The organism is Microcystis aeruginosa FD4, from assembly GCF_009792235.1.
GTDB lineage: Bacteria > Cyanobacteriota > Cyanobacteriia > Cyanobacteriales > Microcystaceae > Microcystis > Microcystis viridis.
On record NZ_CP046973.1, the window covers coordinates 5,288,959 to 5,304,566 of the forward strand.

Annotated in this window: 14 protein-coding genes; 6 read left to right on the forward strand and 8 right to left on the reverse strand. The window is 44.5% G+C overall.

Features of this window, described 5'->3' with window-relative positions; genetic code table 11:
• The first annotated feature begins 154 nt into the window (after positions 1 to 154).
• Both GQR42_RS26300 and GQR42_RS26305 read left to right on the forward strand, forming a co-directional pair.
• A complete protein-coding gene (locus GQR42_RS26300; RefSeq protein WP_158202224.1) occupies positions 155 to 1,972 on the forward strand; it encodes an EAL domain-containing protein in 1,818 nt (605 codons plus the stop codon).
• Between the two features lie 1,242 nt (positions 1,973 to 3,214).
• The gene (locus GQR42_RS26305; RefSeq protein ID WP_002768058.1) at positions 3,215 to 4,216 is read left to right on the forward strand and encodes a phosphoribulokinase; all 1,002 of its coding nucleotides are present in this window, start codon (positions 3,215 to 3,217) and stop codon (positions 4,214 to 4,216) included.
• 52 nt (positions 4,217 to 4,268) lie between these two features.
• Here GQR42_RS26305 and GQR42_RS26310 read toward each other — a convergent pair whose 3' ends face one another.
• Positions 4,269 to 4,982: a response regulator gene (locus GQR42_RS26310; RefSeq protein ID WP_158202225.1), complete on the reverse strand. Its 714-nt coding sequence runs from the start codon at positions 4,980 to 4,982 to the stop codon at positions 4,269 to 4,271.
• A 919-nt stretch (positions 4,983 to 5,901) separates the two neighbouring features.
• Positions 5,902 to 6,963, reverse strand: coding sequence for an S-methyl-5-thioribose-1-phosphate isomerase (gene mtnA / locus GQR42_RS26315; RefSeq protein WP_158202226.1), 1,062 nt, complete (start codon positions 6,961 to 6,963; stop codon positions 5,902 to 5,904).
• A gap of 374 nt (positions 6,964 to 7,337) precedes the next feature.
• Between mtnA and GQR42_RS26320 the strand changes: the two genes are divergently transcribed.
• The 3 genes from GQR42_RS26320 to prmC all read left to right on the forward strand — a co-directional run bounded on the left by GQR42_RS26320 (position 7,338) and on the right by prmC (position 9,851).
• Positions 7,338 to 7,772, forward strand: a complete 435-nt coding sequence (locus GQR42_RS26320) for a hypothetical protein (RefSeq protein WP_158202227.1) — start codon at positions 7,338 to 7,340, stop codon at positions 7,770 to 7,772.
• A gap of 388 nt (positions 7,773 to 8,160) precedes the next feature.
• Positions 8,161 to 8,961: a Tic22 family protein gene (locus GQR42_RS26325; protein ID WP_158202228.1), complete on the forward strand. Its 801-nt coding sequence runs from the start codon at positions 8,161 to 8,163 to the stop codon at positions 8,959 to 8,961.
• Between the two features lie 5 nt (positions 8,962 to 8,966).
• Entirely contained in the window at positions 8,967 to 9,851 is an 885-nt protein-coding gene (prmC, locus tag GQR42_RS26330; RefSeq protein ID WP_158202229.1) for a peptide chain release factor N(5)-glutamine methyltransferase, read from the forward strand.
• Here the strand turns inward: prmC and GQR42_RS26335 are convergent.
• From GQR42_RS26335 to GQR42_RS29685, 5 genes are all read right to left on the reverse strand, one after another.
• On the reverse strand, positions 9,848 to 10,384 hold the full coding sequence (locus GQR42_RS26335) for a hypothetical protein (protein WP_158202230.1): 537 nt from the start codon (positions 10,382 to 10,384) through the stop codon (positions 9,848 to 9,850). The genes prmC and GQR42_RS26335 overlap by 4 nt on opposite strands.
• On the reverse strand, positions 10,348 to 11,049 hold the full coding sequence (gene pyrF / locus GQR42_RS26340) for an orotidine-5'-phosphate decarboxylase (protein WP_158202589.1): 702 nt from the start codon (positions 11,047 to 11,049) through the stop codon (positions 10,348 to 10,350). The genes GQR42_RS26335 and pyrF overlap by 37 nt, the downstream gene beginning before the upstream one ends.
• Positions 11,050 to 11,152: 103 nt before the next feature.
• Entirely contained in the window at positions 11,153 to 11,617 is a 465-nt protein-coding gene (locus tag GQR42_RS26345; protein ID WP_158202231.1) for an MEKHLA domain-containing protein, read from the reverse strand.
• A 22-nt stretch (positions 11,618 to 11,639) separates the two neighbouring features.
• Complete coding sequence (locus tag GQR42_RS26350; protein WP_158202232.1) at positions 11,640 to 12,821, reverse strand: M20 family metallopeptidase; 1,182 nt, start codon at positions 12,819 to 12,821, stop codon at positions 11,640 to 11,642.
• A 31-nt stretch (positions 12,822 to 12,852) separates the two neighbouring features.
• Positions 12,853 to 12,981 carry a hypothetical protein gene (locus GQR42_RS29685; protein ID WP_257792607.1) on the reverse strand — a complete coding sequence of 43 codons (129 nt, stop codon included), beginning with the start codon at positions 12,979 to 12,981 and terminating at the stop codon, positions 12,853 to 12,855.
• 20 nt (positions 12,982 to 13,001) lie between these two features.
• Between GQR42_RS29685 and queF the strand changes: the two genes are divergently transcribed.
• The gene (gene queF, locus GQR42_RS26355) at positions 13,002 to 13,397 is read left to right on the forward strand and encodes a preQ(1) synthase (protein ID WP_002740916.1); all 396 of its coding nucleotides are present in this window, start codon (positions 13,002 to 13,004) and stop codon (positions 13,395 to 13,397) included.
• Between the two features lie 603 nt (positions 13,398 to 14,000).
• Here the strand turns inward: queF and GQR42_RS26360 are convergent.
• Positions 14,001 to 15,104: a glycosyltransferase family 4 protein gene (locus GQR42_RS26360; RefSeq protein WP_158202233.1), complete on the reverse strand. Its 1,104-nt coding sequence runs from the start codon at positions 15,102 to 15,104 to the stop codon at positions 14,001 to 14,003.
• Positions 15,105 to 15,608: the final 504 nt, after the last annotated feature.

Genomic DNA, 15,608 nt, shown 5'->3' on the forward strand with positions numbered 1-15,608 from the left:
CCTTGAAACCAGAAGATGTGACACAATTGCCGTTAAGTAACGGTTCCGAATCACACCCAACACTTTATTGAGAAGATAAATTAACTTAAAGACGAATAAGCCATGGCTTTTGAGGGAGCATATTAACTTATATTTTTGTCGAGGTGCCGAAAAAATGATTAATAGTCCATCTAATTCCCGTTATCTCCTCATTGTGGAAGATCCTCAAGGTAGAAGAACAATTCCCCTAGAAGAAATGAAATATTCTCTCGGCCGTAAGTCCGATAATCAAATTGTTCTTCGCTCCAAACACGCGTCTCGCTATCATGCGACTTTAATTAAAAAGAGTATTGATCGCCAAAAATTTTCCTATTGGATTCTTGATGGTGATTTAGAGGGAAATAAAAGTCATAATGGTATTTATATCAATGGCTCTAAATGCTTAGTCCATGAATTAAAAGATGGTGATTTAATTAACTTTGGCTGTGATATAAATGCCAGTTTTCATTTAATAGGCAGTCAAGAAAAAATAGAGCAAGCACCAGTTAAAAGTCCCGAACAGGTACGAGCGAACCTGACGGACAATGAAGCAAATTATAGCCAGAATAACCTCCATGGGAAAAGTACCTTAATTCTCGATCAGTCCCAATCCCAGATCATTAGTTTCGATAACAGGATTCAAGACGAATCTTTTCTAGATGTTCTCACGGATTTACCGAATCGTTCTTTCTTTAATGAATATCTCTCAAGCGCTATAAGTAATGCTAGAAAAAATAATAAACTGATCGGGCTTTTATTATTGGACATAGAGCGGCTAAGAAATGTCAATAATCAACTAGGTTATCGACTGGGAGATAAACTATTAAAAATCCTCAGTGAACGTTTAATAAAAAATTTGCGGTCAGGGGATATCGTCGCTCGTTGGGGAGGGGATGAATTTATTATCCTGCTGCCACAAATTAATAATGCTAATGATCTGAAAAAAGTTAGTCAAAGAATTATTAAAACCCTAGAAAATAATTACGAAATCGAAAATCACTCCCTAGCCGTGCGATTAAATTTAGGTTCAGTTATCTGTCCCCCCGACAGCACAGACAGAAAAGTAATTTTACAGAAACTGGAGGAAAATTTAGTAGCGGTCAAGAATAATATAAATAATAAATACCAGAAAGATTCAGTTAATGTTAACCCGAAAAATCCTCGTAGTTCTAAAGTTGAATATTTTCTCTATCAGGCAATCAGAAATAATGAATTAGCTCTTTACTATCAACCGCAAGTTAATATTACTCGGGGGCAAGTGGAAGGATTAGAGGTATTATTGCGCTGGTTACACCCTCGATTCGGATTAATCGCTCCTAATCGTTTCTTACCCTTAGTCGAAGAAAGCGAGTTAATCCTTGAGCTTAATCGTTGGGTGCTGAAAAATGCCTGTCAACAAGCACAAATATGGCAGCAGCGAGGATTATTATACACTCCCATCTCGCTCAATCTGTCCCCGCACCAATTGCGCGATCCCCAGTTCCTCACCATCCTCAAAGAAGTCTTGACTGGAACCAACATCGGGCCTTCCTTTCTAGAGATGGAAATAACCGAGACAAGTTTGCTAGAAAATAGCGGCGAAACTGGTCGAATTCTTGGGGATTTAGAGAAATTGGGTATTAGTATTGTCCTCGATGATTTTGGCAGCGGTTACGCTTCGATCGCCTATCTCGGTCGATTTCCCGTGAAAAAACTGAAAATAGAGCAATCTTTAACGAAAAACCTGAGTAATAATCCCGATACCCGTTTTATCTCGTCATTGCTGGCGATAGCGAAAAGTTTTCACTTAACAGCGATCGCTAAGGGAGTGGAAACCCAACAACAACTAGAAATCCTGCAAGAATTAGGTTGTGAGAGAATCCAAGGCAATCGCATCAGTTGCCCCCTAGCAGTGGAGGAAATGACTAAATTTCTCCATACCCACCGCAGCCTGTCAGTAATCAGTGATCAGTGATCAGTTACCAGTTATCAGCTCTGGGTTTTTAGTCAGGGGTATTAAGTGAGGAGGACGAAATAGCATTAACAGTGCTGTCTTCTCACTGATTACTGATTACTGATTACTGATTTTGGTCACTGATTCTGGTATCAAATAGTTACTCATCGAAAATTTTGGGTGGGAAACCCCGCCGTTCTAGGTTGGCTTTACATTAGAATTAAAAAGACCGTCTCGAAAACCAAGTGGGCGGACAGCACCTTGAAAACTCGGCTTAGGGGGTTCCGTTCAGAAAAGCTTGTCCTGCTAAAAAGTCGCGCGCAACAAGTACAAGAAGCGTTTAGTCAGAACCGTACCGTGGGACACAAGGAATCGGGCTTCTGAAAGGTCGCGAAAGTCTGTGGACTTTGTGTAAGACAGTACATGGTTTTTTAACCGTGGTATGCAACGGTGGTTGAAGCAGAAACTTAAATCGTGAGGTTTAGGAATCGCCGCACTTTTAGGGCGGCGAGGATGTCAATCTAGCGTGAGGCTCTTGCCGAACCTGTCAGCAGCAGCAATTTGTGGCGGCGGGGTGCTGCTGGATCCAGAGTCTGGTTTAATTAGGGGTGGCTGAATAAATCTAAAAACCTTGTTGGGTAAGACTTTTAGACTTTTGGGAAATCAAAAAGGGCCTTAGCTAGGAGGGAGCGGGGGGAAAATTCCTGGACTTTTTCCCTGAAAATTAGCTAATTTACCAGATGAAAATGGGGAAAACCCTACACCCTACACCCTACACCCCACACCCTACCCCCACGAGAAACTTTTTCAGCAGACCCTAATTACCGAAAAATTGGGTTTAAAGCCTCGCCCTTTTAGGGCGACTTGATATGATGTATGATATTAAAAATAGCGGGCAGGGTAAGCAACCGCTTAAAAAACCCAGTCATCAACCGATGAACGCACCTTGAAAACTAGAGTTATGGGGTTCTATAGGGGAATGCTCCTATAGGTAAAAGCTCTCAGCGTCAAGTACCAAAGAAACCAATTATTTTAGAGGTTTTGAACTGTATCGTAGGGCATACGAGAACAGGCTTCTGTAAGGGAGCGAAAGTCTGAGGAGAGAACCACCTCTGGGTTGGGTTTCGCCAGGAATCTAATTCAAGTGGACTCGTTGAGCCAGAAATTCTCAGCAGTGATGCTAGAAGAATCCACGTCCGTTTACGGCGTGGGGTATGTCAAATACTATGGGTTAACAATTAGTTGTGTATTTAGAGGGAAACTATGGCCAATAAGCCAGAGCGCGTGGTTCTAATCGGTGTAGCTGGGGACTCCGGCTGTGGGAAATCTACTTTTTTACGTCGTTTGACCGATTTATTCGGGGCCGAGTTTATGACAGTGATCTGTTTAGATGACTACCATTGTCTCGATCGCAAACAGAGAAAAGAGGTGGGTGTCACCGCACTCAATCCAAAAGCGAATAACTTTGACCTGATGTACGAGCAGATTAAAGCTCTCAAGCAAGGTCAAGCCATTAATAAACCTATTTATAATCATGAAACGGGGATGATCGATCCTCCCGAAATCATCGAACCGAATAAGGTAATCGTGATCGAGGGACTGCACCCCTTATATGATGAACGAGTCCGGTCCCTATTAGATTTCAGCGTTTATCTCGATATTAGCGATGAAGTCAAAGTTAACTGGAAAATTCAACGGGATATGGCCGAGCGCGGTCACACCTATGATGATGTGATGGCGGCCATTAATTCTAGAAAACCCGATTTCAGTGCCTATATCGATCCCCAAAGACAGTACGCTGACGTGGTGATTCAAGTGCTACCCACCCAATTACTTGAAGATCACGAAAGTAAATTACTACGGGTCCGTTTAATCCAGAAAGAAGGGGTGGAAAACTTTGAACCCGCGTATCTGTTTGATGAAGGTTCCACCATCGATTGGCGGCCCTGTGGTCGTAAATTGACCTGCGCTTATCCCGGTATTAAACTCTACTATGGTCCAGATGGCTTCTTGGGGAATGAAGTGTCGATTCTGGAACTAGATGGTCAATTCGATAACCTCGAAGAAATGATCTACATCGAAAGCCATTTGAGCAAAACCGGCACTAAATACTACGGTGAAATGACCGAATTACTGCTCAAACACAAGGATTATCCCGGTTCTACCAATGGTACGGGTTTATTCCAGGTGTTAGTCGGTCTCAAAATGCGTGAAACCTACGAAAAACTAATGGCAGCCGAAGCAAAAGTGGCAGCCCAAGTCTAGTTTTTAGTTTTGACCGAACCGGCATCCTATATGGTTAGGGTGCCGGTTTTTTTTAAGCCACTAATCCCGATCGCAGGGCCAGCACTGCCGCTTGAGTGCGATCATCGACAGAGAGTTTATTTAAGAGATTGCGGACATGGGTTTTCACCGTGCCGATGGTGATATAGAGTCGGTCGGCAATCTGAGCGTTACTAAAACCCGCGACAATCAGAGCGAGAATTTCTAGCTCTCGTTCCGTTAGGGGCGCATTTTCCAATAATTGACTATATTCTGGGTCAACGCCGTGAATTGCCACTGTTTTGACCCCGGCAGCCCCACCCACGGCAACATTTTGGCGCACTTGTTCCAGGACAATATTGGCGATCGCAGGATCGATCCAGGGATTGCCTTCGTGGGTGCAATAAATCGCCTCGACTAATTTATCGACGCTAATATCCTTCATACAGTAGGAATCAGCCCCAGCAGTAAAAGCCGCTAAAACCAGTTCTGGGGTTTTGTGCATGGTTAGCATGAGGATTTTCGTGGCCAAGCTGTCTTCACCCCGATTTTGTTGGAAGCGTCGCACTAACTCGATCCCATCGATCGTGGGTAAACCTATATCGATGATCGCTACATCGGGTTTAGTCTCCTCTAGCAATTTCAGTCCCTGTAATCCACTGATCGCTTCTCCCACCACTTGAATACCCTCCCGATACTGGAGAGCCGCCACCAACCCCATGCGGGTTAGATCGTGATCTTCTATAAGGATAACCCGCACTTTATCCATATTTTTTGACCAGTTTTGCTGAATTAAGCGGGGATTTGATAATTTTTGATTTTGGATTATTCAGATTCCCCCCAAACATTGACGTCAATCCGTTCTCCCTTTCTTGAATTCCACTTTCTTATCTTCATTCAGCAATCCCCTTTTTCCGGTTGATTTTATTTCTATTTACTGAAAGCAGAGCTTGCCAAGATACTCGAATCCTCCTCAAATCTACCCAAATCTACACTTTACTGTTCGTATCTTGGTCTTTACCCTTGCATTATAACATCGTTTAAATCTCGATTATATTAAAGATTTAACAGGAATAAATCTTTAATTTTCTTGAATTTTATTTAATATAATCAGAATCTGGTTTAATGATTTTTTTAGCCGATATCAACAAAAATATTTTAAGTCAACAAAAAAGATACATGGCTCTTCTCGTTTCTGTGTGGCAGGAAGAAGAATAGGGATAATTTTCCAGAAATATAGTCTTCAAAGCCTTGCCTAGCAAGACTACTAGGAATAATCAGCACTGATTATCACACAAAGTCGAGAAGAGCCGATACATTTGGAGATTAATTAGGATTATTAACTGAATAATAGTATTTAACTATAGATAAAAGTAAATCTTAATCATTATTTTTATTCATGTTATGGACATAGACCATTTTGGTTTATTTGTCAATAGTGATCTTACCCATTTTTTTCCTTGGCCGTCACCTCCAATTGGATTGAGGCAGAATTTTTCCCCACTGTGCCAAGGGACTTGCGTGGGAATAATATCCCAATCGATCGGAGGGCGCAAGCTTTGCGCCCCTACAGTAACGGATTTTGTCCACAATGTAGGGGCGAACTGCGTTCGCCCAAAAGGTACATTATCAAAGCGCAAGTCCCCAATCCAGATAAAAATGGTGTCAGTAGGGAAAAAGCTCACCCCCTAGGAGTCCTGTAAAAAAATTAATTCAGCCGGCGTTACCGCTCCTTTTTCGGTAATGATAGCGGTGATTAAAGCGGCCGGAGTAACATCGAAGGCGGGGTTATAAAAGTTAACATCTCTAGGGCAAAGGGTAGTCGTCCCCACCTGATAAATTTCGGCACGATCGCGCTGTTCGATCGGTATCCCCGTACCATCCTGAAGGGAAAAATCCACCGTCGATAGAGGCGCGGCCACATAAAAAGGCAGATTATGAGCTTTTGCCACCACTGCGAGGGAATAGGTGCCGATTTTGTTGGCCGTGTCCCCATTGGCCGCAATGCGATCGGCCCCAACGATCACCGCATCGATCAGTTTTTGCTGCATACAGTGGGCCGCCATACTATCGGTGATCACGGTGACGGGGATTCCCTCCCGCACACATTCCCAGGCGGTTAATTTTGCCCCTTGCAGCCGCGGCCGGGTTTCGTCTGCATACACTTGTATTAATCTCCCTGCCGTCCAAGCGGAACGAATTACCCCTAAAGCAGTACCATAACCGGCCGTGGCCAGGGAACCAGTATTACAGTGGGTTAAAATTGTCAGTTTTTCAGGGTGATTCGGCAGCGCCAATAGACCATGATGACCGATCGCCCGACAGGTTTCCACGTCTTCTCTTTGGATATTTTGGGCAGTTTCAAGGAGATTTTTGGTAATTATTGCCACTTCAGGTCCACTTTCCCTGGCCACTTTTAACATTCGCTCGATCGCCCAGAATAAATTCACCGCCGTCGGCCGGGTTTGCGCTAATCGATCAGCTATTCTAGTTAAATCAGCCAGAAATTCCTCTTTCTGGTCGGTGGTAATTTCCTGCGCTCCTAAAACCATACCATAGGCAGCCGCTACCCCGATCGCCGGAGCGCCGCGCACAATCATCGTTTCGATCGCCCGGGCCATGGCTTCACTGCTGGTGATCTCAACTTCCTCATAGTCCATGGGTAAACGGGTTTGATCGATCAGCCAGACTTTGTTATCGTGCCAACGCACGGGATAGATTGAGTTACTCTCGTAAGTGGTTGTGGTCATAAACATTTTTAGATTGAGAATTAGCCAAATTTACCAGTATAGCAGCGGGCTTTCCCCCTTCTCCCCACTACCATGCAGTCTTAACGAGTAATTGGCTCTCTTGGATATTGGGTGAAAAATGTTCACAATGTTACATTATGGGCGCAAGCGTTGCGCCCCTACACTATTTTGTGTTTTTTTGTAAAAAGTAATTTTAAATACAGAAACTTTTTTTAGAATGTATAGATAAGTGACTAGGAAAAATTGAAGAATGCTTGGGTGCATCTATGGTGAGCAGCAGAAGTTATTAAAAGAGGGCGAAGGCAATTCGCCCCTACAATAATATTATTGCGCCGCCTGAGCTTTTATATTAACTAATTCCGAGGATAATTACCGTGAAAACAGCGAAATATCCCGAAAAAATTGCCGCTCTCTGGACAACATTCCTCTTGGGAACTCTATTTCACACCCAACTGGGTTTAATGCCGCTTTTCCATGGTCAATCGATCGTCGAGAGTCAGCAAACCAGCAATCTCGATCCGATTTTCTGGGGAATGTTGCTCTTTTTTTTGCTGCCAATGTTAGCGATTATCGGGGTCAATTTTAGCGAAAGTCGCTCCTTGAGAAAAGTCCATTTCTGGCTGACAATTCTCTATTCTGTCTTGAATTTAGCCCATCTGATCGCCGATCTTTTGGTCAGACCGATCGCTTGGTATCAAATCGCTCTCATGGCAATTTTATTGATCATCGGACTGATTTTAAATCTAGTTTCCTATCAATGGCTGCGGTTAGCGATCCCCCATCCGCACCATCTCTCGGAAAGTCATTAGTAGTGCCAAGATCAAGAGGTGGCCGGTTGACTAACTGATTCAGACCAGAGGATGCCTTTTGATCTTAAGTTGATGCTTATTAGGGTAAAAGCAAGCTTAAACCGGAGCTAAAGCGATTTTTTCTGAAACAATCGCTCAAAAAATCTAATTAATCCCTATTATTTCCTAGATCAGTCCGTAAATTGCCCCTGTTTCTGGGCTGCCGCTGGGACCACATCTCACCAAGTATGGATCTTTTTAGCTATGATAGTTCAGAAGCAAGCCAATAAAGGGAACTTTCGGGGCTTGTTATTCATCAAAAAACTCCTGATCGGAGGAGTTAAGTAGACGATATAGTTCAGATTAACGGCAAATATTGGTTAATAGTAATAACGAGGTAATTATTTTGATGAAATCTCTCATTCGTTGGACGGCAACTCTTGGGTTAGTGGGAACGACAATGTTGACTTCGCTGCTGGGCAGCTATTCTAAAGCACTCGCTTTACCGGAAGAACAAATCGTCAAAACCTTGCAGTCTGTACCTGTCTTCGCTATTGCCGACGATCAAGGAGTTCCCCTAATTGCCGTAGGAGAAAAAGAACAGAAATTCACGGGAGTTTTTATCAGTCAGCAGGACGCACAAAACTTTTTTGAACGCCTGAAAAAAGAGAATCCTGAAGTGGCCAGCAAAGTTAAAGTTCAGGCTGTTTCTTTGGCACAAGTCTATAAAATGCAAACCAGTCAAACCGATCAAAATCGTTTAATTATCGATTTTGTTCCCAAAGAGTCGGAAGTAGAATCGGCGAAAAAACTGCTCAGTGAAAGAGGTCAACAATATCAAGGTGGTGTACCTTTATTTGTGCCGAAAGCAGGAAAAGAGAGTAATTTTCTGGTGGTCAATCGCAATAATCAGGATTTTATTCCTTTCTTCTTTGAAAAAGCCGCCGCTTTGCAAATGGTAGAACAATACAAAAAAGCTAATCCCGCAGAAGCAGCCACGGTGAAAATTGATGTTATTCCCTTAGAAAGTGTCATCGCAACTCTGCAACAAAGTAACGATGAAGCTTTAACTAAAATTCTTCTCTATCCTAGCCAAGAAACGATTAATTTTATTCGGGCAAATAGCAACCAAAATGCTCCCAACCAACCCCCAGCAAATCAGCCACGCCCTAATAATAATACCAATAATCGCCCCGCCCCCAATCGTTAAGCCTTGTGTCTGCTAGTATTTCCGGTCAAGAATTAAGTCAATGGCGCCAACAGGCGATCGCTGATTTAGAGCAAGCGCAACTATCTGCCAAGGAAGTGGATATCTTTCTGCAAGCAGTGACAGATTTAGATACTCTTTCCCTGCGCTTACAATCCTTTCGCGAACGAGAAAAAATCCCTTTGAGTTATTCTTGGTCGGAAATTACTAAACGCTGGCAAAAACGCCTTCAAGCAAGGGTTCCCTTGCAGTATTTGCTCGAATCGGTGGTCTGGCGTAATTTTACCCTGAAAGTCTCCCCAGAAGTCTTAATTCCTCGTCCCGAAACCGAGTTATTAATCGATATTGTTGGAGAAACCGTCAGAGGAGACGACGGGGGAATCTGGGTAGATCTGGGAACCGGTAGCGGTGCGATCGCTATTGGTTTAGCTAGTATCTTGACAAAAGCAGCAATATATGCCATTGATTACAGTCAAACGGCTTTAGCGATCGCCAAAGAAAATATCATCAATACCGGTTTTGCCGACAGAATTATCTTAAAACAGGGTTCTTGGTGGACACCCCTAGAGAAGTGGAAAGGACAGATTAGCGGGATGGTGTCCAATCCTCCCTATATCCCCAGTGCAGAAATCCTCGACCTACAAATTGAAGTGCGGGAACATGAACCCCGTTTGGCCCTCGATGGAGGTGAAGACGGATTGACTGCGCTGCGCTATCTAGTGGCCACTGCACCCGATTATCTGCGATCGGGAGGCCTTTGGCTAGTGGAAATGAGAGCCGGTCAAGGGGAAAAAGTAGCGCAAATGCTAGAAAATCAGGGCAATTATCGACAAATTCAGATTATTAACGACCTAGCCGGTTTCGATCGCTTTGTTTTGGCCGAGCGAATTTAGCGCAATGTCCCCGCTTCGCAGTCCCGCAGCCAGAGACGCACCGCTTGGCCGATGGTGCCTTGACTGGTTTCTAGGGGAGGTAAGGGGACTTGAGCGGGTTCAAGGGAGGCTAATTGACTGTAAATCGTCACTAATCGCCATCCTTCCCCAGTTTTAGTTAAAAATAACCAATGATAATTCTGGAGAGTGACCGAGCGATTTTTGCTATACTGACGCTCTAAAGTCGTAAAAAAAACCTGTTGAGTGTCATCGGCAATTTGACCGGAATATTGACTAGCAGTTAAAGGTAGGGGTGCAAATTCGGGACGACCGGCAATAATCACAAAAACTGGTGTAGATAATTTTTGATCGATTTGGGAACGGGTAATAACTCGATTAGCATAACCGGGTAAATCTGACAAGAGGCGATCGACTAAAAGATTTAAATCCTCCGGACAGCTAGAAAGAGGAAGACTAACTGCTGGGAAGTTAATCCCGAAAATAACCAGCAATACAGCTAAATATCGGCTAATTCTTGACAAATTTTTGCCCATGCTACCTTTGGCTCCTCGGCACCGGTGATCGGTCGTCCAATTACTAGATAATCAGCCCCAGCTTTAAGCGCTTGGGCCGGAGTCATCACCCGACTTTGATCCCCTTTCGTTGACCAGGAGGGACGAACTCCGGGGCAAACTAAGAGAAAATCCTCTCCACAGACGCGCCGCAATTGCGCCACTTCTTGGGGAGAACAAACCGCCCCATCAATTCCCGATTCCTTAGCCAATAATGCCAGATTTAAGGCATATTCCGATAGTTCTAGGGGAATTTTGAGGTCGAGGGCTAATTCCTTGGCGTTAAGGCTGGTTAAAACGGTGATAGCGAGAAGTTTTGGCGGTGATAGCAGGTCAGAGATGGCCCCTTTCGCCGCCGCCAGCGCTTGCCGTCCGGCCGTTGCGTGCAGGGTGAGTAAATCCACTTGATAGCGACTAGCTGAACGACAGGCCCCGGCGACCGTATTGGGAATATCATGAAATTTGAGATCGAGAAAGCTCTTTTTTTGTCTTTCTTGCAGAATCGCCAGAATTTCTGCACCGCTACTGACAAATAATTCTAGTCCCACTTTCCAAAAATTGACTTCCGGCAACAGATCGAGCATTGCGATCGCTGATTCTAAATCCGGCACATCGAGAGGAACAATAATTCGGTCTGAGTTGGTCATATTTGGGCGATACAGTGGGGTAGTGGGGTAGTGGGGGAGTGAGGAAGTGGGGTGTGGGGGAGTGGGGGAGTGGGGACGGAGTTTAAAGGCAGTACAGCTTAAATCAGAGAAAAATCCAATCGGCAAAAGTGGCAGCCTGTCCGCAATAAATGCCATCACGATGGATGATATTCCAAACGATCGCTTTTTCAATGCGAAATAGTTGACCGTTTTTCGTGATCCTTACGCCGTGATAATCGTTGATATAGCCCTGTTTTTTGACTAAATCCAGCATTTTTTGGCGTTCTTGGGCGATTTCATCTCCCTCTACCGTCGCTCGCGAAGGAGTTGCTAATAATTCTGGCCAAGTTAAACCCCAGAGATCGAGGGCGGTGCGATTACCATAATTAAAGATCGGATTAGTTTGCGTACCGTGGGAAACTAGGACAAAAGGGGCATAAAAGAGCATTTTACTCTGTTCTTTGCCAGTACCGATCCGGGGTAAAAGCGATCGCCCGATTAACCGTTCATAACTATCCAGCAGCAATTCTGTCCAAGCTATAATAGCTGAATCTTGCCAAATTTCCATAAAATTATGGTTAAAAACCAGTTTAATCTTCCCTTTGCCAATATTTATAGGCTGCGTAGGCTAAAGTAATCACTCCCGTGAGAATTGCCGACTCATCCACTAAAAATTCCGGATGGTGAAGGGGGGGATTGAGGAGGTGAGGAGAACCCACTCCTAGACGGAACATTGTACCGGGGGCCTGTTGCAAATAAAGAGAAAAATCCTCGGCCCCCAGGGAGGGTTCCGAGAGAATTAAAACCCGATCCTGTCCCCAAGCTTCTAAACCAGCTTCTTCGACTAACCGGGTTAAAAATTGGTCATTTTGCACCGATGGCACCCCCCGACGATAATTTACTTGACATTTAGCGTTATATGTGCTACAGACATTCGTGACCAAACTCTCGATCCATTCCGGGAGATGGGCGTGGGTTTCTGGGTGCAGCGATCGCACGGTTCCTGCCATGCGTACCTGATCGGCGATGACGTTGGGGGCGCGACCACCGCTAATCTGGCCGATGGTAAGGACAATGGGACGCAAAGGGTTTTGAGTCCGACTAATGGCCTGTTGCAAGGTGGTGATTACTTGCGAGGCGATCCAGATAGCATCGATCGCCTCGTGAGGCCGGGCCCCGTGGCCGGATTCCCCTTGAATAAAAATCTCCAGATCGTCGGCAGCTGCGGTTAAGGCCCCGTAACGAACCCCGATCGATCGGGCCGGAATCGAGGGGAAAACGTGCAGCCCGAAAACGGCGCTGACATCCCGCATCACCCCCTCCCGGATCATCCAACTGGCCCCCTGGGCGATTTCCTCTGCCGGTTGAAAGAGAAAGCGTATTTTTCCTGGCAAAGGTTCCGAGAGACGGGAAAGCACCATCGCCACCCCTAAACCGACGGTAGCATGAACATCGTGACCGCAGGCGTGCATAATCCCCGGTTTACGGGAAGCAAAGTCTAAATCGGTTCTTTCTTGGATTGGTAGGGCATCCATATCGGCCCGGATAGCTAAAAGCCTTCGATCACTGCCTTTTCCCGCCAATTCTCCCTTAACTCCCGTTTTTCCCACCGCTTCCTGCACCGATAGACCACAGGAAGACAAAACTCCGGCAATATAGGCGGCAGTTTGATATTCTTGCCCGCTTAACTCTGGATTCGCGTGAATGTGGCGGCGAATCTCCACTAATCGGGGTGCGAGACTCTCGGCTATGTTTTTAATCTCGGAGAGCATGAAACCAGTTTTACAGTATCTTTAGGGTTAATCATAGAGCATTTTTTACCTGAAAATTCGACTTGGCTGATTTTAAGTCTGCATTGTCTTCTCGGCATTCTTTCATCTGTTGATTCGGTAACACCTCTTGAGAGAATATTCCCGCTATGATAGGAAACATTGTCTAGTTAGGAAAAAAACATGGTTCAGTCTTCCGAAAAAATTGAAGTTAAGTACGGGGAAAGAGAAATTGCCGAAGGAACATTAATTACTTTCCCCAATCCACGTCCGGGCAGAAATTACGATATTCAGATCACTCTGCCGGAATATACCTGTAAGTGTCCCTTTTCCGGTTATCCCGATTTTGCCACTATTTATCTTAGCTACGTTCCCGATCAAAAGGTGATGGAATTAAAGGCGATTAAACTTTATATTAATAGTTATCGCGATCGTTATATTTCCCACGAAGAAGCAATTAACCAAATTTTAGATGATTTGGTAGCGGCTTGCGAACCCTTGCAGATGAAAGTTAAGGGGGATTTTCATCCCAGAGGTAACGTACATACCGTGGTGGAGGTGATGTATAAAAAAGAATAGCATAATTGTCTAGTTTGGGGATCGGTTGACCCCCATCTCTAGCTGTTCTAGTTCTTATCGTTGATCTTTTCAAGTGAACTACTCTCAACAGAGTTGAGAGCTTCCTGCTGCAATGGGATGCGCTTTCTACCTCGAAAGATAGCAAGTCTTACCTTCCCTGCACAGGCATCCGTCCTAGTTCCTAAGACCCAGATTTTTTCTGGCAACACGACCCGCCGAAGCTCGGTTATCGCTTAAGGAATAGTGGTCAAGATATATTTGTTATAGCATCGGTTTTTGAGAATTGTCTATATACAAAGTCAGCATTCATGAGGGGAACCCTGGGGCGAATTACTTCGCCCCTTTAAAAGCCCCCTCCCCTCGCACTAAGCGCTTCGGGACGAATGCTGACACTAAGTTAAACGCTTTTTAAGTGTTATTTTTTCACCTCCATTGTTCCTGTGTTTTAAGTGTTTAATTTGGGTAGACTGGTTGAATGATAGGAAGGACGGGCTAGAAGCCTAGCCCACAGATAAAATTAGAGAATCTATCTAGAACAGCTTATCCTGCCAGTGCAGCTCTGGGATGCTCCCCAAAACCCGCAGTAACATAGAGCATAGAGATTTAGATTAACTGCTCTAATTTTGCTCGTAAAGTCTTTTTGCCGAATTTAGTTAGAGTTTGTTGACGCAACCATTGCGGGTGACAACATTGATCCTGACCTAGCAAAATTTCTAAACAAGCTTTAGCCACTTTTTCGGCATCTCGATAGGGAACCCGCCACCCCACCAAACCATCCTGCAGCGGTTCTGCTGAACCGTCCTCATCTCCAGAAATCACGGGAATACCAGAGGCCATGGCCTCTAGGTACACAATCCCGAATCCTTCCCGGGAGGGCATAACGTAAGCATCGGCTAAACGATAATGGTCGGCTAATTCCTCTGTGGGGACAAAACCCGCGAAAATTACCTGTTTATCCACTCCTAACTGCTTGGTTAAAGCTTCTAATCTGGGGCGATCGTCTCCTCGTCCGATAACTAGATATTTTACCTCGGGATAAGTCTCTAGAATTGTCGGCAGGGCCCGAATGGTCACATCTACCCCTTTATGGATATCCCCCGACCACAACCGGGCCACTGTTAATAAAACTTTGGCATTTTCCATATCATATTTTTTGATTAATGTCAAGGACTTTTCGCCTAAATTAAACTTTTCTTCATCCACCACACAGGGGAGAATTGCTACTTTTTTGGGATCAATAGCGTTAGCCTCACACATAAGATCGCGAGTGTAACGGCTAATTGTCCAGATCGATGCGGCCGCTTGCAGGGCCCGTTTTTGCGAATTTGGTAAAGGTTCCCAGACTTCATTGCCGTAGGTGAGGACGGTGTAGGGTATGTCTAAAGCTTGACAGTAAAGACGGGTGAGGGGGGCTAAATTTATATGACCACAAAAAACCCGTTGGGGACGTTTCCGGAGGAGAGAAACTAAAAACTTAAGGGCTAATTGGATGCGTCCGAGAGTTGCTGAGTTATTTTTCAGGTAATGAAAGGTAATACCTTGATTTTTGAAAGGATTAGGACAATCAGGGGCATCCCGCAGTAAAAAAACCTCGGCCGCCTCGGAATCGGGCAAAGTGAGATAAGCTTGCAGGACATCCTTGATATATGATTGAATACCGCCTTCTTGGGAAAAAATCTCTAAAAATAGGAAGATATGAGCCATCATAGAACGTCAGTGTCAAAAAGGTTTAGGTTAGGCGAGAAAAATTTCCCCGATCTCTTATCTGTACTATCACACTTTCTTGATCTATTTCGAGCGTCTCCCAACTAATACCATTTTTCTTTATTCGTAGCAGGTATCTTACTCCCCTCTCCCTTTCTGGGAGAGGGGTTGGGGGTGAGGGCAATTAACCATCTCTGCCATTACTTTTGAAAAATGGTATAACAGATCATAACGGCTAAAAGTCCGAAAAAGAACAATCTAGCCGATCTTCTTGCGTGTAACCGCTAGAATAAGGATAATTCTGATGCTGATAGCTAAAATAACTGATATTAGTCAGTTTAGCTCATAATGCTGGCCAAGGCGATAGATAAAAAGTGAAGGACGGGGAAATAGTCAGAATTTTCTGGGATGCCAAAGATAAAGCTATTTCTCTGTCCCCGGTGTCATCGAGGAATCTTCCCTTTTTAGCGCTGGATATTTTCGGGAATTACTAGAGATAAAAAAAAT